The organism is Leisingera sp. MMG026, from assembly GCF_021654205.1.
Taxonomy (GTDB): Bacteria; Pseudomonadota; Alphaproteobacteria; order Rhodobacterales; family Rhodobacteraceae; genus Leisingera.
This window is the reverse complement of the sequence record NZ_JAKFZM010000047.1, coordinates 1-22659: the sequence shown is the minus strand read 5'-3', so window position 1 is coordinate 22659 and position 22659 is coordinate 1. Positions and strand designations below refer to the sequence as shown.

Here is a 22659-nt window from a genome sequence, read left to right as displayed (position 1 = left end):
AAAGACGAACTCTGGGTTTGAAACGGACGGACTTATTCCGCCGGGATGAGGTGCCTATTGCACTGACCAGCGGGCTGCCGCGCCTGCCGGTAGTGCAAGAATCGCCTGCCGGGCAGCGCGGCACACGCAAATACCATGATGCAATCGCCGCGCGAGACATCCATGCTGTCATACCGCCCCGAAAAAAGTGCCAAACCTTGGAAGCCCGCGGGCGCCGGAATCTTCACCTGAAACGAGGCGGTACATGCATCGCGATACCTTGACCGCGCCCTATGACGGCGATGGCGCGGATATCACCGCCGCAGGCCGCATCGGGGATAGGAGCCGGGCCGGAAAACGACCCGGGCGATCGTCTCCCGCCGATTGGACGACTGCATCAAGCGGCTCAGTAAATCTGTCATGGCCAATCCGTCATGGCGGGAGATATTCAGCGACAGGTTGCGAAAATTCACATCCGCATTGCCGTGCTAAACCGCAAGACCGCGCTTGGCCTACCTGTCACAGAACTTGTAGAAAAAGTCTGTCCGGGAACAGGGAAAGCAAGGCTGCACAATCAGGCGCTGCGCCGCCGCCTGCCAAGCCGGTCTGTATCGGTGTGTCCTGAGCGCCCGTCCTTATCCCGCCAAGGACGGCAGGTAGAGAACAATTCCCGGGAAGGCGACCAGCAGCGCAATTGTCACGGCGTCGGCAATGAAAAACGGGGTCACGCCCTTGAACACATCCTGCACGCTCAGATCATCGCGCACGCCGGCCACCACAAAACAATTCAGCCCGATCGGCGGGGTGATCAGGCAGAATTCGGCCATCTTCACCACCAGGATGCCGAACCAGATCGCGCACATGGTGCCGCTCATGCCAAAGGCGCTGTCTGCGGCGGCCACGCTCTCGCCGCCGTTCAGCGCCATCACGGCAGGATAAACCACCGGCAGCGTCAGCAGCAGCATCCCGATGGCATCCATGAACATGCCCAGCACCGCATAGGCCAGCAGGATGCAGATCAGGATCACCATCGGGCTCATCTCCAGCGCAGTGATCCAGTCGGAGAACGCCCCCGGCAAGTCCGCGAAGCCAAGGAAACGCACATAGATCAGCACGCCCCAGATGATGGTGAAGATCATCACCGTCAGCTTCGCCGTTTCCAGCAGTGCCGACTTCAGCTCGGCCCATTTTATACCCTTCAGGACGGCCATGCAGAACACCACAAAGGCCCCCAGCGCGCCGCCCTCGGTCGGTGTGCCCCAGGCGTCGCCGCCAAAGGGGTTGTAGACAAAGCAGATGATGATCACGACGACAAAGATGATCGGCAGCGCACCGGGCAATGCGGCAAAGCGCTGGCCCCATGTAAAGCCTCTGACCGGCGGGCCGACGGATTTGAAGATCACTGCGATGCCGACAATCAGGAGACCATAAACCAACGCCGAGAAGGCGCCGGGAATAAACCCTGCCAGCAGCAGCTTGCCCACGTCCTGTTCGACAATGATGGCGTAAATCACCAGGATTGCCGAAGGCGGGATCAGCGAGGCCAGTGTACCGCCAGCGGCCACAACACCGGCCGCGAATTGCTTGTTATAGCCGATCTTCAGCATTTCGGGGATAGCAATACGGGCAAAGACGGCAGAGGTCGCCACGCTGGCACCCGACACGGCAGCAAAGCCTGCGGTGGCAAACACGGTGGAGACCGCCAACCCGCCCGGCAGCCAGGCGATCCAGCGCTTGGCGGCCTCGAACAAGGCGCGGGTCAGGCCAGCATAATAGGCCAGATAGCCGATCAGGATGAAGGTGGGGATCAGCGACAGCGCCTGTGACGACACTTTGGAGTGCGGCACTTGGCCTGCGATCTTTACCGAGACGGTCAGAGCCTTGCCAAACCGCGCCGGATCATAGCCGAATTTGGCCCAGAAGATCCAGATCAGGCCGATAAGGCCCGCAAGACCGGCGGCAAAGGCCACCCGCATCCCCAGCACAACCATCGCCAGCAGGCCGCCGGTGACCCACAGGCCGATTTCAATGGGTTCCATCTGCCTTACCCCTGCCCGCTGCCATTGGTGTCATGGCCTGCCAATTGATCCGCCTCTGCCGCCGCCTGTTCCGCTGCGCTGAGCACCAGCGGCACCGCCACAGGCGTTTCCAGCCCCAGCACCAGTGCGCGGCCATAGCCCCAGATCTGCAGCAGCAGCCGCAGCCCCAAAACCGCAAAGGCCACCGGCGCCAGCAGTTTCGCAGGCCAGATCGGAATGCCGATGTCGATAGAGCTGTCACGGCTCCACCAGGGGGCGGCAAAATCAAAGGAACGCAGGAAATGCGACCAGCTGCCCCAGACCAGCGCCAGGATCAGCAGCAGGATCAGCAGGACCGAGATCAGCTCAAACAGCCACATGGCCCGGCCCCGCAGGGCACCGACAACAATATCCATACGGATGTGGCCGCCGTCGCGCTGCACATAGGCAATGCCCATGAAGGCGATCAACGGCATGATCTGTTCGATCCAGTCCACATAGCCGGGCAGCGGCGCGTTCATCGCATTGCGTCCGCCAACCGAGACCACCGCCAGGATCATCAGGGAAAACACCGCGATGCCGCTCAAAAGCGCCAGCAGGCGCTCCGCTTTCACTAACCGCTGGTCCAGCCTGCTGATCAAGCTGCCGTCCTCCAGCACTGCTGCGCTGCCTGCCATGCCCGCCCCCGTCTCTATGTACAATCAAAGACAAAAGGGGCCGGACCTGATCAGCCCGGCCCCTTTTGTGTTGTGTCAGGATCAGCTGCCCGAACGGTGATCGCTGAGGGTCTTTTGCACCAGGTCATAAAGTTCCTGCGCCGGAAGGCCCTGCGCGCTCATGTCTTCGATCCACTGGGCGCGGATCGGGTCGGCAGCCACCTTGCGGAACTCGGCCAGCTGGTCGTCGGAGATGGTGACTTTCTCGACGCCTTTCTCGGCCAGTACGCCGTCCCATTTCTCCAGCAGTGCCCCGTAATTGGCCAGATAGTGGCCGATCGCCTCCTCGACCGAGCTGTCGAGCGCTTCGCGTTCAGCGTCGCTGAGGGCGTCATAGGCATCGGTGTTGACCACCACCGGGCAGTTCACGGTGCCGGGGTTCAGGTTTGCGGTCCACCAGTCGGCGCGGTTGATGGTGCCAAAGGCCAGATGCGCGTGCTGGGCAAAGGCGACCGTGTCCACAACACCGGATTCCATCGCGTTATACGCTTCGGTTGCCGTCACCGAGGTCGGCACCGCACCAACGGCCGAGAACGCCTTGCCGATGCCGCCGGTGGCGCGCACGCGCATATCCTTGAACTCACCCAGCTCATCACGCGGCTCACCTGTGCCGACGATATTGTACTGCGGCATCGGCGAGGTCATCAGCAGCTTGGCATTCCAGCGCGCCAGATCCGCCTGCACCGCCGGGTGCGCGTAGACAGCATTGGCCACGGCCACTTCTTCGTCCAGCGTGTTCACGCCCAGAAACGGCAATTCCAGCACGGTGATCGACGGGTTCTTGTCGCGGTGGTAGCCGGCACAGAACTGCGCCATCTCAAACGCGCCGATAGAGATCCCGTCAAGGTTCTCCTTGTTCTTCGAAAGCCCGCCATAGCTGATGTTCAGGGTAAATTCGCCGCCGGTCTTTTCACTGACCAGCTCAGCCAGTTTTTCAACATGCTCGGTGAACGCCCGGCGCTTGCCCCACAGGGACACGTTCCACTCGGTCGCGGCGGCCTCGCCTGCCATTGCAATGCCCGCGGTTGCCGCCACAGCGGCGGTCAGAATTCTGTTCATAATGTAACTCTCCCGAATTGCGCCCTTTTCGATCCGGCATCTGACCGGAGTGGTGCGCTTGACGGTCAGGCTAGCGGCACAGATACGCTCTGCCAAGCCCCCCGGAGGGAAAGGTGACGCAGCGACTCGCAGCGCGGTGAAACAGTGGTTCCCAGCTCATGCCGGCACAATATGCCGCAGGTGCAAAGCCGCCGGAAGCTGCGGCAGTAAGCCGCTGCCAGGCCGATAACGGGGACGGAAGCCGAAAACGGCCAATGGAGGAATTTACAGAAAAGCTTATGAAAACATGCGGTGGTATGCGTTTGCATGCGCTATCATTTACAAGAACCTCTGAAAGTCTGAAATTCGTTTACAGATAAACTCTTTGATATCGGTGTTTTATTCACAAATTTTCAATCTGCGGTATTATCTAGCCCCAGGAGGAAACGGTTTGACAGCCACGGCACAGCGTTGTCGTTTGTCTTGCCAATAAAATTTCTGGGAGGAAACCGAATGAACGCGTTGCACGCAGACGCTGTCTATCCGCCGTCCGACGAAACCGTTGCCCGCGCGCATGTGAATGCCGCCAAGTATCAGGAAATGTATGACGCCTCGCTGACTGACCCGGACGGGTTCTGGGGCGAACAGGGCAAGCGCATCGACTGGATCAAGCCTTTCACCCAGGTGAAAGATGTGAACTACAGCTTCGGCAACGTCTCCATCAACTGGTACGCCGACGGCACCCTGAACGTTTCTGCCAACTGTATCGACCGTCATCTGGAAACACGCGGCGACCAGACCGCAATCATCTGGGAACCGGACAGCCCCGAAGAAGAAGCCCAGCACATCACCTATAAGGAGCTGCACCGCCGCACCTGCCGGATGGCCAACATCCTGGAATCGATGGGGGTGCGCAAAGGCGACCGGGTGGTGATCTACCTGCCAATGATCCCCGAAGCCGCTTATGCAATGCTGGCCTGCGCCCGCATTGGCGCCATTCATTCCATCGTGTTTGCCGGCTTCTCCCCCGACGCGCTGGCGGCCAGGATCAACGGCTGCGACGCCAAGGTTGTGATCACCGCCGACGAAGCCCCCCGCGGCGGCCGCAAGACGGCGCTGAAATCCAACGCCGACGCCGCGCTGCTGCACACCAAGGACAGCGTGAAATGCCTGGTGGTCAAGCGCACCGGCGGCCAGACCACCTGGGTTGACGGGCGCGACTACGACTACAACGAGATGGCGCTGGAAGCGGATGACTACTGCGCCCCGGCCGAAGTAAACGCCGAAGATCCGCTGTTCATCCTCTACACCTCCGGCTCCACCGGCCAGCCCAAGGGTGTTGTGCATACCTCCGGCGGCTATCTGGCCTATGCCGCGATGACGCATGAGATCACATTCGATTACCACGATGGCGACGTCTACTGGTGCACCGCGGATGTGGGCTGGGTGACCGGCCACAGCTATATCGTCTATGGGCCGCTGGCCAATGGCGCCACCACGCTGATGTTCGAAGGCGTGCCGACCTACCCCGATGCCAGCCGCTTCTGGCAGGTCTGCGAAAAGCACAAGGTGAACCAGTTCTACACCGCCCCCACCGCGCTGCGCGCCCTGATGGGCCAGGGCAACGAATGGGTCGAGAAATGCGACCTGTCCTCCCTTCGCACCCTTGGCACCGTGGGCGAGCCGATCAACCCCGAAGCCTGGAACTGGTACAACGAGGTTGTCGGCGGCGGCAAATGCCCGATCGTCGACACCTGGTGGCAGACCGAGACCGGCGGCCACTTGATGACCCCGCTGCCGGGTGCGCATGCGATGAAACCGGGCGCGGCGATGAAGCCCTTCTTCGGCATCCAGCCGGTGGTTCTGGACCCGCAATCGGGCGTCGAGATCGAGGGCAACGGCGTCGAGGGCGTGCTGTGCATCAAGGACAGCTGGCCGGGCCAGATGCGCACCGTCTGGGGTGACCACGAGCGCTTCGAGAAAACCTATTTCTCCGACTACAAGGGCTACTACTTCACCGGCGACGGCTGCCGCCGCGACGAGGATGGCGATTACTGGATCACCGGCCGCGTTGACGACGTGATCAACGTCTCCGGCCACCGCATGGGCACCGCCGAGGTCGAAAGCGCGCTGGTGGCACACGCCGCCGTGGCCGAGGCCGCCGTGGTTGGCTACCCCCATGAGATCAAGGGCCAGGGCATCTATTGCTATGTGACCCTGATGAACGACCGCGAGCCGTCTGATGAGCTGCTGAAGGAGCTGCGCACCTGGGTGCGGACCGAGATTGGCCCGATCGCCTCGCCGGACGTCATTCAATGGGCACCGGGCCTGCCGAAAACCCGTTCCGGCAAGATCATGCGCCGCATCCTGCGCAAGATTGCAGAGAATGACTTTGGCAGCCTGGGCGACACCTCGACCCTCGCCGATCCGTCGGTGGTCGATGACCTGATCCAAAACCGTGCGAACAAGGGGTGATTGACCAATGAATATGGCAGTTCTAACCCGTCCCGCCGTTCTGATCCTGCTGGGCCCTCCGGGCGCCGGCAAGGGCACCCAGGCGCGGATGCTTGAGGGAAAATTCGGCTATGTGCAGCTGTCGACCGGCGACCTGCTGCGCGAAGCAGTAGCCGCGGGCACCCCGGCAGGCCTGGCGGCCAAAGCCGTGATGGAAGCAGGGCAGCTGGTCAGCGACGAGATCGTGATCAACATCCTGCGCGACCGTCTGGCAGAGCCGGATTGCACTAAGGGCGTGATCCTCGACGGCTTCCCTCGCACCACCGTGCAGGCCGCAGCACTGGACGAGCTGCTGGCGGAAACCGGCCAGAAGATCAACGCCGCGATCAGCCTTGAGGTGGATGACGCCGCCATGGTGACACGGATCTCGGGCCGCTACACCTGCGGCGGCTGCGGCGAGGGCTATCACGACAGTTTCAAGCAGCCCGCCGAAGCCGGGAAATGCGACAAATGCGGCAACACCGAAATGAAACGCCGCGCCGACGACAACGCGGAAACCGTTGCCAGCCGTCTGGAAGCCTATCACGCGCAAACCGCGCCGCTGATTGACTATTACGGCGGCAAGGACGTGCTGCAGACAACTAATGCCATGGGCGATATCGCGGATATTGCCCGGGACATGGCGGCCATCGTGACCGAGGCCACCGCCTAACAAACAAGAAACGGGGCCTGCGTCAAACCCGCAGGACCCCGTCTTCCGGACATATGAATACCCGAAGGCACCGCCTTGGCGGACCAGAGGAATTATGCCTGCACGCCCGTGAACCCGGCGGCAGGCAAACGGAGAGAGTCTGCCCGGCGCCCCGTGCGCAAAGCAGCTCAGGAGGAAGAAGGAGGAGCCGCTCATGGCGGACCAAACCACAAATGCGGCAAAAACCGCCGAGGCCGATAAAGGCTATTGGGCGGCGAACGTGCGCATCATTCTTGTCAGCCTGGTGATCTGGGCTGTTGTTTCATTCGGCTTCGGCATTCTGCTGCGCCCTGCCCTGTCGGGCATCAGCGTCGGCGGCGCCGATCTTGGCTTCTGGTTCGCCCAGCAAGGCTCGATCCTGGTGTTCCTGGGGCTGATCTTTTTCTACGCGTTCCGGATGAACAAGCTGGACCGCGAATACGGCGTGGAGGAAGAATAAGATGGACCAGTTTACCATCAACCTGCTGTTTGTGGGCGCGTCCTTTGCGCTCTACATCGGCATCGCGATCTGGGCCCGCGCGGGTTCCACATCTGAATTCTATGCCGCCGGCCGGGGTGTTCACCCTGTAACCAACGGCATGGCCACTGCAGCCGACTGGATGTCGGCAGCCTCGTTCATCTCGATGGCGGGCCTCATTGCCTTTACCGGCTATGATAACTCCACCTTCCTGATGGGCTGGACCGGCGGCTATGTGCTGCTGGCGCTGCTGCTTGCCCCCTACCTGCGCAAGTTCGGCAAGTTCACCGTGTCCGAGTTCATCGGTGACCGGTTCTATTCGCCGACCGCGCGCATCGTCGCTGTGATCTGCCTGATCGTTGCCTCGACCACTTACGTGATCGGCCAGATGACCGGCGTCGGCGTCGCCTTTGGCCGCTTCCTGGAGGTCTCCAACACCACCGGCCTGCTGATCGGCGCCTGTGTTGTGTTCGCCTACGCCGTGTTCGGCGGCATGAAAGGCGTAACCTACACCCAGGTGGCGCAATACTGCGTGCTGATCATGGCCTATACTATCCCGGCCATCTTCATCTCGCTGCAGCTGACCGGCAATCCGGTTCCGGCACTGGGCCTGTTCGGCGATCACGCCGCATCCGGTGAACCGCTGCTGGCCAAGCTGGACGCCATTGTCCGCGAGCTGGGCTTTAATGAGTACACCGCGCATCATTCCGACACTTTCAACATGGTGCTGTTCACCCTGTCGCTGATGATCGGCACCGCGGGCCTGCCCCATGTGATCATGCGCTTCTTCACCGTGCCCAAAGTGGCTGATGCCCGCTGGTCAGCCGGCTGGGCGCTGGTGTTCATTGCCCTTCTGTACCTGACCGCACCGGCAGTTGGCGCCATGGCGCGTCTGAACATCACCGAAATGATGTGGCCCAATGGCGGCATCGAAGGCGGTGCCGTGACCGTGCAGCAGATCGAAAACGATCCGCAGTACGACTGGATGGCGACCTGGCAGAAAACCGGCCTGCTGGCCTGGGAAGACAAGAACGGCGACGGTGCGATCCAGTACTATAACGACAAATCCGAAGACCTGCAGGCAACTGCTGCGGCCAATGGCTGGGCCGGCAATGAGCTGACCAAGTTCAACCGCGACATCCTGGTGCTGGCCAACCCGGAAATCGCCAACCTGCCCAGCTGGGTGATCGGTCTGGTTGCTGCCGGCGGTCTTGCGGCTGCGCTGTCGACCGCGGCGGGCTTGCTGCTGGCAATCTCGTCTGCGGTATCGCACGACCTGATCAAAGGCTCGATCAACCCGCAGATTTCGGAAAAGAATGAGCTGCTGTCGGCCCGTATCGCCATGGGTGTGGCCATCGCGGTGGCCACCTATCTGGGCCTCAACCCTCCCGGCTTTGCCGCGCAGACCGTGGCGCTGGCGTTCGGCCTCGCAGCTGCCTCGATCTTCCCGGCGCTGATGATGGGCATCTTCACCAAGGTGAACAACAAGGGCGCTGTGGCCGGCATGCTGGCGGGTCTGGGTGTGACCCTGGTCTACATCTTCCTGCACAAAGGCTGGCTGTTCATCCCGGACACCAACTCCTTCACCGACGCAGACCCGCTGCTGGGCACCATCAAATCCACCTCCTTTGGTGCGGTTGGCGCGATGGTGAACTTTGCAGTCGCCTTCATCGTGTCGAAATCGACCGCAGCGATCCCCGCCGAGATCGAAGAGCTGGTGGAAAGCGTCCGCATCCCGCGCGGTGCCGGAGTTGCGCAGGACCACTGAACCTCCCCTGGGCGGGCTGCCCTGCAGCCCGCCTTTTTCCTCATGGTCCCGTCCGGTTCTTACTGGCGGGACCATTTTTTTCCTGATTTCATGCAGGTATGCCCATGCCCCTATCTGACGCCGCCTTGCTCCGCTTTCTGACTTCGGTTCACCCTTATGATAGCCTGGAGCCCGCGCTGCTGCAGGATCTGGCCTTCAAGTTCCAACAGATCGAGGCCGCCGCAGGCGATCCCGTCTATGCGCTGAACGAAGAGCTGGAAGGCCTTTACCTGGTCCACACCGGCGAAGTCGAAGTGACGGATGAAAACGGTATTCCCGTCTCGATCCTCGGCCCGCGCAATTCCTTCGGCGAGCGCGGGCTGACCCGCAGCGGCCGGGCGGTGACCTCAGCCCAGGCCACCACAGAGACGCTGCTGCTGTTGCTGCCCAAGGCAAAATTCCACGCCCTGATGGCAGATCAGCCGCAAGTCGCCAAATTCTTCGATCGCCGCCGCCCCGGCGCACAGGAGACCAGCAACCTGGCCACCACCCGCGTCGAGGCAATCATGGCGCGGGCGCCGGTCACCTGCTCCAACGGTATTACCTGCCAAAGTGCGGCACAGCTGATGCGCGACCACTTCATCTCCTCAGTCTGCGTGACCGACGGGGACAGGCTGCAAGGCATCCTCACCACGCGCGACCTGACCGGCAAGATCCTTGCCGCGGGCAAACCCATCTCCACCCCGGTCTGTAATGCGATGACCCCGGACCCGCTGACGCTGGCGCCCTCTGCCATCGGCTCGGATGTGCTGCACATGATGATGGAACACGGCATCGGCCATGTCCCGGTGGTTGAGGCCGGAAAGCTGGTCGGGATCGTCACCCAGACCGACCTCACCCGGTTTCAGGCGGTCAGCACAGGCGAGATGGTCTCAAGCATCGCCCGTGCCGGCAATGCCGAAGACATGGCCAAGGTCACCGCTGAAATCCCGCGGCTTCTGCTGCAACTGGTCGCAAGCGGCAACCGGCATGAGGTGGCGACCCGTCTGATCACCGACATCGCCGACACCGTGACCCGCCGCCTGCTGGCGCTGGCCGAAGACACGCTGGGGCCTCCGCCTGTCCCCTACCTGTGGCTGGCCTGCGGTTCGCAAGGGCGGCGCGAGCAGACCGGGGTGTCGGATCAGGACAATTGCCTGATCCTGTCCGACGATCTGGCGCCCGGCGATGAGACCTATTTCGAAGCGCTGGCCCGGTTTGTCTGCGATGGGCTGAACACCTGCGGTTACGTCTACTGCCCCGGCGACATGATGGCATCGAATGCGCGCTGGCGTCAGCCCATGCGCGTCTGGCGTGACTATTTCCGCGGCTGGATCGCCAAGCCGGTTCCAGAGGCGCAGATGCTGGCCTCGGTGATGTTTGACCTGCGCCCGATCGGCGGCGAGGCTGCGCTGTTCGAGGATCTGCAACAGGAGACCCTGAAGGCGGCCGGCGGCAATACGATCTTTACAGCACATATGATCGCCAACTCGCTGAAGCACACGCCGCCCTTGGGCCTGTTGCGCGGGCTGGCCACCATCCGCTCGGGCGAGCACCGAAACACCCTGGACATGAAACACAACGGCGTGGTGCCGGTGGTGGATCTGGGCCGGATCTATGCGCTGCAAGGCCGGCTGGACGCGGTCAACACCCGCGCCCGGCTGGAGGCGGCAGAGACCGCAGGGGGTCTCAGCCCTTCCGGCGCGCGCGACCTGCTGGACGCTTACGACCTGATCGCCCAGACCCGGCTGGAGCATCAGGCGGCACAAATCCGCAGCGGTCAGGCTCCGGACAACTATCTGGCGCCCTCGGATCTGTCGGATTTTGAGCGAAGTCATCTGCGTGACGCCTTTGTTGTGGTAAAGACCATGCAATCGGCGGCAGGCCACGGCAAAGCCATGCTAAGCTGACGATTGTGCCTGCGGAGAGCGCGGGAGCCTCCGGCGGGAGTATTTTGAGAAAGATGAAAGGGCCGGAGGCCCGCTGGGAGAGCATATGTTTCTGGAACTGATTGCGGTGATTTTTGCGGGTATTGCCGCCGCGGGTGTGGTGATGCTGCTGGGCAAGTTCCTGGGCGGGCGGCTGCCGCGCTGGCTGGCGCCGGTGGCGGCAGGGCTGGCAATGATCGCAGCCACCATTGCCTCGGAATACGGCTGGTACCCGCGCACGGCTGCGGCCCTGCCCGAGGGGCTGGTCATCGCGGACACGGTGGAAAACCAAAGCTTTTACCGGCCCTGGACCTATGCCGTGCCCTATGTCGACCGCTTTGCCGCATTGGATACCGCGACGATGAAAACCCATGCGGATCATCCGCAGATCTATCTTGGTGAACTGTACTTCTTTGGCCGTTGGGCCCCGGTCAGTAAATTGCCGGTCTGGCTGGACTGCGGCAGCGGGAGGCGGGCGCTGGCGGCTGGTGATGCGGGGTTTACCGGCAGTCTTCCTGAAAACCTGGATTGGGTCGGCGGCGGCGGCGATGACCCGATCCTGGCAACTGCCTGCGGAGGGTAAAAAATGCTGGCACGCCTCAGCCTGCGTTTGCGGATTTTCCTGTTCTTCTGCCTGCTGGCGCTTGGCAGCATTTTTGTCACCGGCGGCGCCTTGTGGCTTGGCTACAACCGGGCAGATCAACCTCAGCTGTCGGATGCCTTTGTCTTTTCGGGCCTGCTCAGCACATTCGCCATCCTTGGTCTCAGTGCTGCGGTCTGGCTGTTGTTTGACGAAAATGTCGCCAAACCGATAGAGCGGCTGGCGGCGGGCATGCGCGCCCGCGCCCATGCCGGCGTGACCAAGGAACTGGACACCCGCGGCGCGCGGTACCTGGGCGATCTGGCAGCTGCCGCCGAGGGGCTGGCCGGGCAGTTGGGGGACTCGGCGCTGTCCGCGGCTGAGGCCATCGCCCGCGAAACCGAGCACCTGGAAGCCGAGAAGTCCCGCCTTGCGGCGCTGCTGACCGACATTCCCATTGCCACCGTCATGGCAAACCCCGCTCATCAGATCGTGCTTTATGACGGTCAGGCCGCCGCGTTTCTGGCGCAGGAAGCTCCGCCGCGGCTGAACGCGCCGCTGTCCGATTATCTGAACCTCACCGCGCTTGAGGCCGCCTATGGCCGGCTGGTGCGCAGCGGGCTGGAGGTCAAAGCCGAAGTCAAAAGCGCAAGCGGCACCCAGGTGTTCGATCTGCGGCTGAAACCCTTGGGCGGCGCACCGGGCTATATCATCCTGTTCGAGGGCAGCCATGCCGGTCTGGCGCCTGAAGACGCGCGGCCGCTGGTCTATGATTTTGCACTGCTGGAAACCGACCACGCCGGGCTGGACAGCCGCAAACTCAGCCACCTCAGCTATGTGGTGTTTGATACCGAAACCACCGGTCTCTTGCCGCATAAGGACGAAATCGTGCAGATCGGCGCGCTGCGGATGGTGCGTGGCCGCATCATCGGCAGCGAGACCTTTGAAACCCTGGTCGATCCGGGCCGGCCGATCCCGGCGGCCTCGACCAGGGTGCATGGGGTCAGCGACGCCATGGTGCAGGGCGCGCCGGACATTGCCGAAGCTGCCCGTGCCTTTCACCGCTTTGCCTCGGACGCCGTGATCGTGGCCCACAATGCGCCCTTTGACATGGCCTTTCTGCACCGCCATGCCAAACGCACCGGCGTCAGCTGGGATCAGCCGGTTCTGGATACGGTACTGCTCAGCGCGGTGCTGTTCGGCGCCTCGCAGAACCACACGCTGGACGCGTTGTGCGAACGGCTGGACGTCGCCATCCCGCCTGCATTGCGCCATACCGCCATGGGCGATGCCCGCGCCACAGCTGAGGTGTTCAGCAAGATGCTGGCGATGCTGGAGGCCCGCGGTCTCAGAACCTTTGGCGCGGTGCTGGAACAGACCCGCAAACACGGGCGCCTCATTGAAGACATGAACTAGGTAGACAATCGCCCCTATGCGTGGCAGGTCACTGCCCGGAACGGATAAAAGGCGCGCGACATGGCCGAAACCAGCTTTATCCCCGGGCCCGAGACCGCCCGGGACTACCGCGATGCGCTCGGCTGCTTTGGCACCGGGGTGACCGTTGTCACCACCATGACAGCGCGTGGTCCCTTGGCCATTACGGTCAATAGCTTTACCTCCGTGTCGCTGGATCCGCCGCTCTTGCTTTGGTGCCCGGCCAAAGCGTCCCTGCGCCATGATGCATTTGTTATGGCTGAGAATTTCGCCATTCACGTGATGGCAGAGGATCAGCTGGGCCTGGCCAAGCACTTCGCGGCCCGCGGCGAAGATTTCAGCGCTGCAGCATGGCAACTCAACGATCAGGGGGCGCCGGCGCTGGACGGGGTGATTGCCCGGTTTGATTGCCGCCGCTTTGCCGCCCATCTGGCGGGTGACCACACCATCATCATTGGCGAAGCGGCCAGCGTCACCACCCGTCCCGGCAAGGGGTTGATCTTCAAGCGCGGCCAGTATGGCGGGTTCCTGGAGCAAAGCTGAACAGCGGTGTCTAAGGCCAGGCCGCCTAGCCCCGGGCTTGCCCCAAGGCCTGCACCGCGGCGCTGGCGCTGCCCAGAACTGCAATCTCCTCCACCAATCCAGGGGTTCCTGCCTCATCTGCATCTTGCCCCGCCAGCAGATGCGGCAGCACGGCAGACGCGGACAAATCCATACCCGGTTCCATGCTGAGCGCCCGCTGCGGACAGATCGAAATGCACAAGCCGCATTGAAAACACAAGGATTCAACAAAGCTCAGTGCGCCGCCGTCTTCCGTCAGGCTCAAGGCATCCGACGGGCAAACCCAGACACAGCTGCTGCACTGATTGCACAGGTCTTCGTCCAAGCTGACGGAGCCGTATGGCGCCTGTTCCGGCAAGGCGACATGGTCCGTACTGGGTGGCAGAAGCGCCGCGGCGCTGGCCCTTGCGGTGTCCCTGCGGCTGCCAACCGCCAATATGTCCGGTGCAACCGAGGGAAACGGGAAAATGCCTGCCGCCAGCCGCATTGCCAGGGCCTCAGCCCCGTCAAACAGCAAAATCCGGCCTAACCCGCCCAGCACCTGCACCAACTCCACCTCCTGCTGCTGTTGCAGCCTGCCGGCAGAGCTGGCGCAGGCCTGCACGTGAATGACATCGAAACCGCAGGCCAAGGCGTGCAGCAAATCAGTGTGCGTGATCTGCTGCAAGCAGCAGACCGAAACCGGTATCACGTCGCTCTGATGGGGCGCCGTCAGTTCCAGCCCCAGCGGTACTACTTCGTAAAGCAACAGAATTTGGACCCGCCCGGTCTCCAGCTTGCGCTGGTGCGCCGCCTGGCAGAGGTTCATCAGCGGCAGCTCGCAGCTTCTGCTGGCGACATCCAGTAACGCAGCCCGACCGTGCGCTGCGTACCGAGCGTGGCAGGCAGTGTCGTCTGGCTGAGGGCAAAGGCACAAGTATTGCGGCGGGTAACCGGATTGCTTTTGCCGATCAGGGATATGAATACGCGTCTCTCCCATAAGGAGAGACTACCACAATATCAAACACCTCAAGGGGGTATTTTTAAATTACCATCGAATTGTTGAAATTTTAACAATATTGCGCGGAAATCAAGCGGAAGACCCGCCGGTGTCCAGGACCCGGCAGATCTCCAATACCTAAGCGCTGCTTATTTCAGAGCCGCATCGGTGATGGCATGGGACCAGGCGCCTTCAGGGGTCTTGGTGATTACAGGATCCGAGCCGCCGCCCATCAGCGTTGACACTGTCCGCTCATAATCCGCCGGATCCAGCGCGCCGTTGCTGCCAGCGGTCAGCTTGGCAATTTCACCCATCATCCGCTTCTGGTGGGTTTCGGTCTGCGCACCGGAGGCATCATTGTCGAGAACGATCCCTGCCGCCTCATCCGGATGCTCCTCAGCGTATTTCCAGCCCTTCATTGAAGCACGCACAAAGCGCTCCATCTTGCCGGTGAACTCCGCATCGCTGAGGTTTTCTTCCAGCACATACAGGCCGTCTTCCAGCGTCGCCACGCCCTGATCTTCGTATTTAAACGTGATCAGCTCATCGGCGCCGACCCCGGCATCAATGACCTGCCAGTATTCATTATAGGTCATAGTCGAGATGCAATCAGCCTGGCGCTGCAGCAGCGGATCAACGTTGAAGCCCTGCTTCAGAACTTCAACACCAGCCTCGCCCTTACCCTCGGTGGAGATGCCCAACTGGCTCATCCAGCTCATGAACGGAAACTCATTGCCAAAGAACCACACACCCAGGGTGCGGTTGGCCAGATCGGCAGGCGCGGCAATGCCGGTGTCCTTCCAGCAGGTCAGCATCATGCCCGAGGATTTGAAGGGCTGCGCAATATTAACCAGCGGCAGGCCTTTTTCCCGTGCTGCCAGCGCCGCGGGCATCCATTCCACCGTCACATCTGCACCGCCGCCGGCAATCACCTGGGTCGGGGCAATATCCGGCCCGCCGGGCAGGATGGTGACATTCAGGTCCTCTTCCTCATAGAACCCCTTGTCCAGCGCCACGTAATAGCCCGCGAACTGTGCCTGGGTTACCCATTTCAGCTGCAGCGTCACATCATCCGCCGCCTGCGCCGCCCCCGCAGCACCCAGTGCCAGCGCTGCCGCCGTCATCAGATGTTTCATGTCTCGTTCTCCCTATTGATTATGACTTGAAGCTTGCCCGGGTTTGACCATTCGTTCAAAGTTTTTTCTTTATAAGGCCGGCCGTTGACGGCACCCCGCGCAAGTTTTCCGCAAAACCGCCCCGCATCTGGCGGGGCGGCCCAATCTTCAGCCCCTCTGCGACGGGTGCCAAAAAGTCAGTGTTTTCTCAATCAGCGCCATCAGACCGTAAAAGGCCGAGCCTGCCAGTGCTGCCACCACAATCTCGGCCCAGACCATGTCCAGCGCCAGCTGGCCGACACTGGTAGAGATACGAAAGCCCATGCCGACTGTGGGCGAGCCAAAGAACTCCGCTACAATCGCGCCGATCAGCGCCAGCGTGGTCGAGATTTTCAGCCCGTTGAACACAAAGGGCAGCGCCGCCGGCAGGCGCAGCTTGAAAAACGCCTGCCAGTAACTCGCCGCATAGGTCTGCATCAAGTCGCGCTGCATCGCTGAGGTCTCGCGCAGGCCCGCCACCGTATTCACCAGCATTGGAAAGAATACCATGACCACCACTACAGCAGCCTTGGAGTGCCAGTCAAAGCCGAACCACATCACCAGGATCGGTGCGGTGCCGACAATCGGCAGCGCTGCAATGAAATTCCCCACCGGCAGCAGACCCCGGCGCAGAAAATCGCTGCGGTCCACCAGGATCGCGGTCAGAAACGCCGCGCCGCAGCCGATCACATAGCCGCCAAGCGCGCCCTTCAGGATGGTCTGGGCAAAATCCGCCCACAGAATTGGGATGCTGGAGACAAAGCGCACCGCGATTACGGAGGGAGCCGGCAGGATCACCAAAGACACGTCCATCCCGCGCACCAGCAACTCCCAGACCACCAGAACAGTGGTGCCGAAGATCGCGGGCACCAACAGCTGCACTGCGCGGGTTTTCGCGGCCGGACTGTTTGCCAGACGGCTGTTCAGCCACCACCCCAAACACCAGACCAGCACGGCTAGAACAACCATCACCATGACAGCACCCCCTTGTTCTTCTGGCCAGAAACGACCCGGGTGAGCCGTGCAGCGGCAAGGGCTGAGCCCTCTGTCCATCGCTTGATCATGCGCTTACCCCCATGCGTTTCAGAACCAGCCGCTCGATCAGCCCGAGCAATGCCACCAGCGCCGCGGCCAGGATCGCCGCCGCAAACAGCGCCGACCAGATCTGCACGGTCTGCCCGTAGTAGCTGCCGGCCAGCAGCCGCGCGCCAAGCCCCGCAACCGCGCCGGTCGGCAGCTCTCCCACGATGGCCCCCACCAGCGAGGCGGCAATGCCGATCTTCAGCGAGGCAAACAGATACGGCATCGAGGACGGCAGCCGCAGCTTCCAGAACCCCTGATTTGTATTGGCGTTATAGGTTTTCAAAAGGTCCAGCTGCATCGTATCCGGCGCCCGAAGGCCCTTCACCATGCCGACAACCACCGGGAAGAAACTCAGATAGGCCGAGATCACCGCCTTTGGGATAATCCCCTGCACTCCGATGGAATACAGCACCACAATGATCATCGGTGCCAGCGCGATGATCGGGATGGTCTGGCTGACAATCGCCCAGGGCATCACCGACATATCCATAACACGGGAATGCACAATCCCCACCGCCAGCAGAATGCCCAGCCCGGTGCCGATGGCAAAGCCTAAGAGCGTGGCGCTCAGCGTCACCTGCGCATGATAGATCAGGCTGCGTTTCGAGGTGATCTTCTTTTCCACTGTGGTCTGCCACAGCTCGGCCGCCACCTGATGCGGGGCCGGCAAGCGCGGGCGCTGCTGCACCCAGGTTTCGTCAATAGCAAATGTGTTTTTCACCACCAGCCCGATTTCGCTCATGTACCGGCGCTCCTTGGCAGTAGCCGGTGTGACCACGGCCCCTGTCCGCTCTGCCTGATCAAGCACACCCTTGATGTTCATCGGGACGCAAGCGGCGTACCAGAGTGCGATGATGGCAGCGAGCACAGTAAAGACTGCAACAAAGCTCTTCATGACCCGCCCCCGCCCCGCGCCAATTTTCTGCGCAGAAAATTGATCGGAAAATTGGAATTTTCCGATGCCGCAAATGATGCCCCCGCCTGTGTACAAGCAGTGTTCAGGGGCTGCATGTCCGGTGCCGCCGTATTTTGCTGGTTGATATCAGTCATCGCCATGACCCGCCCGCAGACCTTCGCGCACCCGATGCGCAATTTCGATGAACTCCGGGCTGTCCCGGATATCCAGAGGCCGTTCTTTCGGCAGGGTGCTATCAATCACATCATGGATACGGCCCGGCCGCGGCGACATCACCACGATCTTGGTCGACAGATACACCGCCTCGGGGATGGAATGGGTGACAAAACCGATGGTCTTGTTGGTCCGCGCCCAAAGCTTCAGAAGCTGCTCGTTCAGATGGTCACGCACGATCTCATCCAGCGCCCCGAACGGTTCATCCATCAAGAGGATATCAGCATCGAACGCCAGCGCCCGCGCTATGCTGGCCCGCTGCTGCATCCCGCCCGACAGCTGCCAGGGAAACTTACCGCCAAACCCTGTTAATTCAACAAGTTCCAGCACCTGATTAACGCGCTTTTCCTGCTCCGCCCTGGAGTATCCCATGATCTCCAGCGGCAGTTTGATGTTCTTGGCAATGGTCCGCCACGGGTAAAGCCCCGCCGCTTGAAACACATAGCCATAGGCGCGGTTGCGGCGCGCCTCGTCCGGTGTCATGCCATTAACGCTCAGGCTGCCGCCGGTGGGTGTCTCCAGTGCCGCGATACAGCGCAAGAACGTCGTCTTGCCGCAGCCCGACGGCCCGATAAAGGAGACAAAATCGCCCCTGTTGATCTCCAGGCTGATGTCCTTCAGTGCGTGCACTGGACCGTCGTTTGTCTCAAACGTCAGATCCAGGTTCCGGGCCTTGATCACACAGTCTGCGGGGGCTGGATCGGAAGCGGCGGCCTCGGGTAAGATTGCCTGGGTAGTCGGTTCCATATTCATATCTTCGCCTTGATTTCACACAGGAAAACGGGCCGCCGATACCGGCAGCCCGCTCCTGGATTTAAACACCTGTTGCCGGGATTCCGGTGCGTTCCACCGGGCGCGGCGCTGTTAGCTCTTTCCACGTGCTAAGCGCCTTGCTGACCGTTGTGTTCGCCTCCCGCGAGACGAACTTGCCGTGGCCCTCCTGGCACTTGATCTCGCCGTCATGCACCGCCACATGGCCGCGGGTCAGGGTAAAGCGCGGCAGGCCCTTCACCTCATGTCCTTCAAACACGTTGTAATCAATCGAGGACTGCTGAGTACCGGCCGAGATCGTCTTGGTCTTCTTCGGATCCCAGACCACCAGGTCCGCATCGGCACCAACCAGAACCGCACCCTTTTTCGGATAGCAATTCAATATCTTGGCGATGTTTGTAGACGTTACAGCGACAAATTCATTCGGAGTAATCCGCCCGGTTTCAACGCCATGGGTCCACAGCATCGGCATCCGGTCCTCCAGCCCGCCAGTGCCGTTCGGGATCTTGGTGAAATCGCCAACGCCAGTGCGCTTTTGCTCAGTAGTAAAGGCGCAGTGATCGGTGGCCACAACCGACAAAGAACCCGACTGCAGGCCGGCCCACAGGCTGTCCTGATGCTCCTTGTTGCGGAACGGCGGCGACATCACCCTGCGGGCAGCGTGGTCCCAATCCTTGTTGAAATACTCGCTTTCATCCAGCGTCAGATGCTGGATCAGCGGCTCGCCCCAAACCCGTTTGCCCTGCATCCGGGCGCGGCGGATGGCCTCGTGGCTGTCCTCGCAAGAAGTATGCACCACATAGAGCGGCACGCCTGCCATATCGGCAATCATAATCGCCCGGTTGGTGGCCTCACCCTCAACCTGCGGCGGACGGGAATAGGCGTGTGCCTCGGGGCCGGTGTTGCCTTCTGCCAGCAATTTGGCCGACAGTTCTGCCACCACATCACCGTTTTCGGCATGCACCATGGCAATACCGCCCAGCTCTGCCAGCCGCTGGAACGAGGAGTAAAGCTCGTCATCATTCACCATCAGCGCGCCCTTATAGGCCATGAAGTGCTTAAAGGTGTTGATGCCGCGCTCCTGGATCACCGTCTTGATGTCGTCAAAGACCTGCTCGCCCCACCAGGTCACCGCCATGTGGAATGAGTAATCGCAATTGGCGCGGGTCGATTTGTTGTCCCAGCGCTTCAGCGCATCCAGCAGGCTCTCGCCTGGATTGGGCAGCGCAAAATCCACCACCATAGTGGTGCCGCCCGCCAGCCCGGCACGGGTGCCGCTTTCAAAATCATCCGTGCTGTAGGTGCCCATGAAAGGCATCTCCAGGTGGGTATGCGGATCAATCCCGCCCGGCATCACAAAACAGCCGGTGGCATCCAGCTCCTCGTCGCCTTTCAGGTTCGGGCCGATCTGCGTGATCACCCCGTTTTCAACCAGAACATCCGCCTTATAGGTAAGATCGGCGGTCACGATAGTGCCATTCTTGATGACTTTACTCATGGCTATAACTCCCTGAATCGGGGCGTTTATTCACGCCTCCCGTTATTTCTTCCGCTGTCTGGCGCAGCTCTCTTCATCTTTTCCGGAAATACTCCGGGGGAAGCGGCCCAACGGGCCGCGGGGGCAGCGCCCCCTACTCCACGATCCCCGCCGTCTCGACCACCGCATGGAACAGCACATTGCCGCCGGCCTCCGCCCAGTCCTTGCTGATCTCCTCGGCTTCGTTGTGGCTCAGACCATCAACGCAGGGGCACATCACCATCGCGGTCGGTGCAACCCGGTTGATCCAGCAGGCGTCATGGCCCGCGCCGGAAATCAGATCCTGATGTGAATAGCCCAGCCGCTCTGCCGCACTGCGCACAGCAGTGACGCAGCCCTCGTCAAAGGTAACGGGATCAAAGCCGCCTACCTTCTCAAACTCGACCTCCACGCCCATCGCTTCGGCAATCTGGGCGCCCTTTTCGTGCAGCTGATTTTCCATATCGGTGATCACGTCCAGTTCCGGGCTGCGGAAATCGACGGTAAACACCACCTTGCCGGGGATCACATTGCGCGAGTTCGGATAAACATCGATATGACCCGCCGCCCCGACAGCATGCGGCGCGTGGCCCCAGGCAATCTCGTCCACGGTTTCCAGGATCCGCGCCATTGCCAGCCCCGCGTTGCGGCGCATCGGCATCGGGGTGGAGCCGGTATGCGCATCCTTGCCAGTCACCGTCACCTGGGTCCAGCTAAGGCCCTGGCCATGGGTCACCACACCGATGTCCTTACCCTCGGCCTCCAGGATCGGCCCCTGTTCGATGTGCAGCTCAAAGAAGGCGTGCATCTTGCGGGCGCCGGTTTCTTCCTCGCCGCGCCAGCCGATGCGTTTCAGCTCATCCCCGAATTTCTTGCCCTCGGCATCTTCACGGCCGTAAGCCCAGTCTTGGGTATGGATGCCCGCAAAGACACCCGAAGACAGCATCGCAGGCGCATAGCGCGTGCCCTCCTCATTGGTGAAATTGGTGGCCACGATCGGATGCTTGGTCTTGATGTTCATGTCGTTGAGCGAACGGATCAGCTCCAGCCCTGCCAGCACCCCCAGCACCCCGTCATATCTGCCGCCGGTCGGCTGGGTGTCCAAGTGCGAGCCCACATAGACCGGAAGCGCGTCCGGATCGGTGCCTTCCCTGCGGGCAAACATATTGCCCATCTGATCCAGCCCCATGGTGCAGCCGGCATCTTCGCACCATTTCTGAAACAGCGCGCGGCCCTCGCCATCTTCGTCCGTCAGCGTCTGACGGTTGTTGCCGCCCGCGACGCCCGGGCCGATTTCGGCCATCTCCATCAGGCTGTCCCACAAACGGTCGCCATTGATCTTCAGATTCTGTCCAAGCGACGTCATCTCAGCTTCCTTCCCTGTGCGCCCGTCTTTGCAGGCTTCAATCGGCTTTGCGCCGTTAGGTGGCTTTGAGTGCTGGCCAGGTCAGAGCGCCGGTTTTCTCGAGTCCGGGCAATGATTTGACCAACTGGTCAAACTCACGCTATCACGGGTTCACTATCAGTCAAGAAATTGCCGCACAGCCCTTGAAAAAATCGGCTCTTTTGCCGGAAACAGGTGAAATTCCGCGCTTCAGCTGGCAGAAGGCGGCAGAAACAGACAGGGACAGACATGCCTGCAGACCGCGCGCCAACCCGAATTCAGAAAAAGAATCGCGCCGCCATCCTGGAGGCTGCGCTGGACGTGTTTTCCAGCCACGGATTCCGCGGCTCCACAGTGGACCAGATCGCTAAGGCCGCCGGCCTGTCAAAGCCGAACCTGCTTTACTACTTCCCCTCCAAGGAAGCGATCTTCAACGAACTGATGTCAGGCTTGCTGGATACCTGGCTCGACCCATTGCGGGCATTGGATCCGGAAGGCGAACCATTGGACGAAATCCTCGCCTATGTGCAGCGCAAACTGCAAATGAGCCGGGATTTTCCGCGCGAAAGCCGGCTGTATGCCAATGAGATTGTACAGGGCGCGCCCCGGCTGCAAGATGTGATCGCCAGCGACCTGAACGGGCTGGTGGAGGAAAAGGCACAGCTTTTGCAAGGCTGGATGGATGGCGGCAGGATCAACCGCGCGCACCCCAAACATTTGCTGTTTTCGATCTGGTCGCTGACCCAGCATTACGCGGATTTCGATGCCCAGGTGCGCACATTGATGGGGGACGAGGACCCGTTCGATGCAGCGCCGCAATACCTGGAAACCTTGTACCGGCGGATGCTTACACCGCAAAGCTGACCCTTGACTGCCAAACGTGACCAAGCGCTCCCGCCCCCGCAGAAACCATCAGCCTTGCTGATGCTTACTGAACGGCG

Annotated in this window: 19 protein-coding genes and 1 pseudogene; 10 read left to right on the top strand and 10 right to left on the bottom strand. The window is 61.4% G+C overall.

Annotation, left to right across the window (positions count from 1 at the left end):
• Positions 1 to 122: 122 nt before the first annotated feature.
• Positions 123 to 512, top strand: a pseudogene (locus L1069_RS19745) (hypothetical protein); the annotation flags it as partial.
• A gap of 102 nt (positions 513 to 614) precedes the next feature.
• Here the strand turns inward: L1069_RS19745 and L1069_RS19740 are convergent.
• The 3 genes from L1069_RS19740 to L1069_RS19730 form a co-directional block, all read right to left on the bottom strand.
• The gene (locus L1069_RS19740; protein ID WP_237456804.1) at positions 615 to 2018 is read right to left on the bottom strand and encodes a TRAP transporter large permease; all 1404 of its coding nucleotides are present in this window, start codon (positions 2016 to 2018) and stop codon (positions 615 to 617) included.
• Positions 2019 to 2023: 5 nt separating this feature from the next.
• Positions 2024 to 2674 carry a TRAP transporter small permease gene (locus L1069_RS19735; RefSeq protein WP_237456803.1) on the bottom strand — a complete coding sequence of 217 codons (651 nt, stop codon included), beginning with the start codon at positions 2672 to 2674 and terminating at the stop codon, positions 2024 to 2026.
• Positions 2675 to 2755: 81 nt separating this feature from the next.
• Positions 2756 to 3772 carry a C4-dicarboxylate TRAP transporter substrate-binding protein gene (locus tag L1069_RS19730; RefSeq protein WP_129370678.1) on the bottom strand — a complete coding sequence of 339 codons (1017 nt, stop codon included), beginning with the start codon at positions 3770 to 3772 and terminating at the stop codon, positions 2756 to 2758.
• A gap of 492 nt (positions 3773 to 4264) precedes the next feature.
• Between L1069_RS19730 and acs the strand changes: the two genes are divergently transcribed.
• The 8 genes from acs (at position 4265) to L1069_RS19690 (ending at position 13684) form a co-directional block, all read left to right on the top strand.
• The gene (gene acs, locus L1069_RS19725) at positions 4265 to 6226 is read left to right on the top strand and encodes an acetate--CoA ligase (protein WP_129370677.1); all 1962 of its coding nucleotides are present in this window, start codon (positions 4265 to 4267) and stop codon (positions 6224 to 6226) included.
• A gap of 7 nt (positions 6227 to 6233) precedes the next feature.
• Complete coding sequence (locus L1069_RS19720) at positions 6234 to 6917, top strand: adenylate kinase (protein WP_237456802.1); 684 nt, start codon at positions 6234 to 6236, stop codon at positions 6915 to 6917.
• Between the two features lie 193 nt (positions 6918 to 7110).
• Entirely contained in the window at positions 7111 to 7395 is a 285-nt protein-coding gene (locus L1069_RS19715; protein ID WP_129370675.1) for a DUF4212 domain-containing protein, read from the top strand.
• A 1-nt stretch (position 7396) separates the two neighbouring features.
• Complete coding sequence (locus L1069_RS19710) at positions 7397 to 9181, top strand: sodium:solute symporter family protein (RefSeq protein ID WP_134829760.1); 1785 nt, start codon at positions 7397 to 7399, stop codon at positions 9179 to 9181.
• Positions 9182 to 9285: 104 nt separating this feature from the next.
• On the top strand, positions 9286 to 11109 hold the full coding sequence (locus tag L1069_RS19705) for a DUF294 nucleotidyltransferase-like domain-containing protein (protein ID WP_237456801.1): 1824 nt from the start codon (positions 9286 to 9288) through the stop codon (positions 11107 to 11109).
• An 85-nt stretch (positions 11110 to 11194) separates the two neighbouring features.
• Complete coding sequence (locus tag L1069_RS19700; protein ID WP_237456800.1) at positions 11195 to 11710, top strand: hypothetical protein; 516 nt, start codon at positions 11195 to 11197, stop codon at positions 11708 to 11710.
• A 3-nt stretch (positions 11711 to 11713) separates the two neighbouring features.
• Positions 11714 to 13123, top strand: coding sequence for a 3'-5' exonuclease (locus tag L1069_RS19695; RefSeq protein WP_237456799.1), 1410 nt, complete (start codon positions 11714 to 11716; stop codon positions 13121 to 13123).
• 60 nt (positions 13124 to 13183) lie between these two features.
• Positions 13184 to 13684: a flavin reductase family protein gene (locus L1069_RS19690; RefSeq protein WP_129370670.1), complete on the top strand. Its 501-nt coding sequence runs from the start codon at positions 13184 to 13186 to the stop codon at positions 13682 to 13684.
• A gap of 25 nt (positions 13685 to 13709) precedes the next feature.
• On the opposite strand, the gene L1069_RS19685 is transcribed toward L1069_RS19690, so the two are convergent.
• The 7 genes from L1069_RS19685 to L1069_RS19655 all read right to left on the bottom strand — a co-directional run bounded on the left by L1069_RS19685 (position 13710) and on the right by L1069_RS19655 (position 21700).
• Positions 13710 to 14510: a 4Fe-4S binding protein gene (locus L1069_RS19685; RefSeq protein ID WP_237456798.1), complete on the bottom strand. Its 801-nt coding sequence runs from the start codon at positions 14508 to 14510 to the stop codon at positions 13710 to 13712.
• 320 nt (positions 14511 to 14830) lie between these two features.
• Positions 14831 to 15817 carry an ABC transporter substrate-binding protein gene (locus tag L1069_RS19680; protein WP_129370669.1) on the bottom strand — a complete coding sequence of 329 codons (987 nt, stop codon included), beginning with the start codon at positions 15815 to 15817 and terminating at the stop codon, positions 14831 to 14833.
• Positions 15818 to 15964: 147 nt separating this feature from the next.
• A complete protein-coding gene (locus L1069_RS19675; protein ID WP_129370668.1) occupies positions 15965 to 16810 on the bottom strand; it encodes an ABC transporter permease in 846 nt (281 codons plus the stop codon).
• An 85-nt stretch (positions 16811 to 16895) separates the two neighbouring features.
• Complete coding sequence (locus tag L1069_RS19670; protein WP_237456797.1) at positions 16896 to 17813, bottom strand: ABC transporter permease; 918 nt, start codon at positions 17811 to 17813, stop codon at positions 16896 to 16898.
• 147 nt (positions 17814 to 17960) lie between these two features.
• On the bottom strand, positions 17961 to 18800 hold the full coding sequence (locus L1069_RS19665) for an ABC transporter ATP-binding protein (RefSeq protein WP_134829756.1): 840 nt from the start codon (positions 18798 to 18800) through the stop codon (positions 17961 to 17963).
• A 61-nt stretch (positions 18801 to 18861) separates the two neighbouring features.
• The gene (gene hydA / locus L1069_RS19660; protein ID WP_237456796.1) at positions 18862 to 20316 is read right to left on the bottom strand and encodes a dihydropyrimidinase; all 1455 of its coding nucleotides are present in this window, start codon (positions 20314 to 20316) and stop codon (positions 18862 to 18864) included.
• Between the two features lie 133 nt (positions 20317 to 20449).
• The gene (locus tag L1069_RS19655; RefSeq protein ID WP_129370664.1) at positions 20450 to 21700 is read right to left on the bottom strand and encodes a Zn-dependent hydrolase; all 1251 of its coding nucleotides are present in this window, start codon (positions 21698 to 21700) and stop codon (positions 20450 to 20452) included.
• A gap of 267 nt (positions 21701 to 21967) precedes the next feature.
• Here L1069_RS19655 and L1069_RS19650 point away from each other — a divergent pair, with 267 nt between their 5' ends.
• Positions 21968 to 22582 carry a TetR family transcriptional regulator C-terminal domain-containing protein gene (locus tag L1069_RS19650; RefSeq protein ID WP_129370663.1) on the top strand — a complete coding sequence of 205 codons (615 nt, stop codon included), beginning with the start codon at positions 21968 to 21970 and terminating at the stop codon, positions 22580 to 22582.
• Positions 22583 to 22659 lie beyond the last annotated feature (77 nt).

Excerpts from the sequence above, each read along its gene's own strand:
- L1069_RS19740 (WP_237456804.1), bottom strand. The coding sequence starts at position 2,018 with ATGGAACCCATTGAAATCGGCCTGTGGGTCACCGGCGGCCTGCTGGCG.
- L1069_RS19735 (WP_237456803.1), bottom strand. The coding sequence starts at position 2,674 with ATGGCAGGCAGCGCAGCAGTGCTGGAGGACGGCAGCTTGATCAGCAGG.
- L1069_RS19730 (WP_129370678.1), bottom strand. The coding sequence starts at position 3,772 with ATGAACAGAATTCTGACCGCCGCTGTGGCGGCAACCGCGGGCATTGCA.
- acs (WP_129370677.1), top strand. The coding sequence starts at position 4,265 with ATGAACGCGTTGCACGCAGACGCTGTCTATCCGCCGTCCGACGAAACC.
- L1069_RS19720 (WP_237456802.1), top strand. The coding sequence starts at position 6,234 with ATGAATATGGCAGTTCTAACCCGTCCCGCCGTTCTGATCCTGCTGGGC.
- L1069_RS19715 (WP_129370675.1), top strand. The coding sequence starts at position 7,111 with ATGGCGGACCAAACCACAAATGCGGCAAAAACCGCCGAGGCCGATAAA.
- L1069_RS19710 (WP_134829760.1), top strand. The coding sequence starts at position 7,397 with ATGGACCAGTTTACCATCAACCTGCTGTTTGTGGGCGCGTCCTTTGCG.
- L1069_RS19705 (WP_237456801.1), top strand. The coding sequence starts at position 9,286 with ATGCCCCTATCTGACGCCGCCTTGCTCCGCTTTCTGACTTCGGTTCAC.
- L1069_RS19700 (WP_237456800.1), top strand. The coding sequence starts at position 11,195 with ATGTTTCTGGAACTGATTGCGGTGATTTTTGCGGGTATTGCCGCCGCG.
- L1069_RS19695 (WP_237456799.1), top strand. The coding sequence starts at position 11,714 with ATGCTGGCACGCCTCAGCCTGCGTTTGCGGATTTTCCTGTTCTTCTGC.
- L1069_RS19690 (WP_129370670.1), top strand. The coding sequence starts at position 13,184 with ATGGCCGAAACCAGCTTTATCCCCGGGCCCGAGACCGCCCGGGACTAC.
- L1069_RS19685 (WP_237456798.1), bottom strand. The coding sequence starts at position 14,510 with ATGAACCTCTGCCAGGCGGCGCACCAGCGCAAGCTGGAGACCGGGCGG.
- L1069_RS19680 (WP_129370669.1), bottom strand. The coding sequence starts at position 15,817 with ATGAAACATCTGATGACGGCGGCAGCGCTGGCACTGGGTGCTGCGGGG.
- L1069_RS19675 (WP_129370668.1), bottom strand. The coding sequence starts at position 16,810 with ATGGTGATGGTTGTTCTAGCCGTGCTGGTCTGGTGTTTGGGGTGGTGG.
- L1069_RS19670 (WP_237456797.1), bottom strand. The coding sequence starts at position 17,813 with ATGAAGAGCTTTGTTGCAGTCTTTACTGTGCTCGCTGCCATCATCGCA.
- L1069_RS19665 (WP_134829756.1), bottom strand. The coding sequence starts at position 18,800 with ATGAATATGGAACCGACTACCCAGGCAATCTTACCCGAGGCCGCCGCT.
- hydA (WP_237456796.1), bottom strand. The coding sequence starts at position 20,316 with ATGAGTAAAGTCATCAAGAATGGCACTATCGTGACCGCCGATCTTACC.
- L1069_RS19655 (WP_129370664.1), bottom strand. The coding sequence starts at position 21,700 with ATGACGTCGCTTGGACAGAATCTGAAGATCAATGGCGACCGTTTGTGG.
- L1069_RS19650 (WP_129370663.1), top strand. The coding sequence starts at position 21,968 with ATGCCTGCAGACCGCGCGCCAACCCGAATTCAGAAAAAGAATCGCGCC.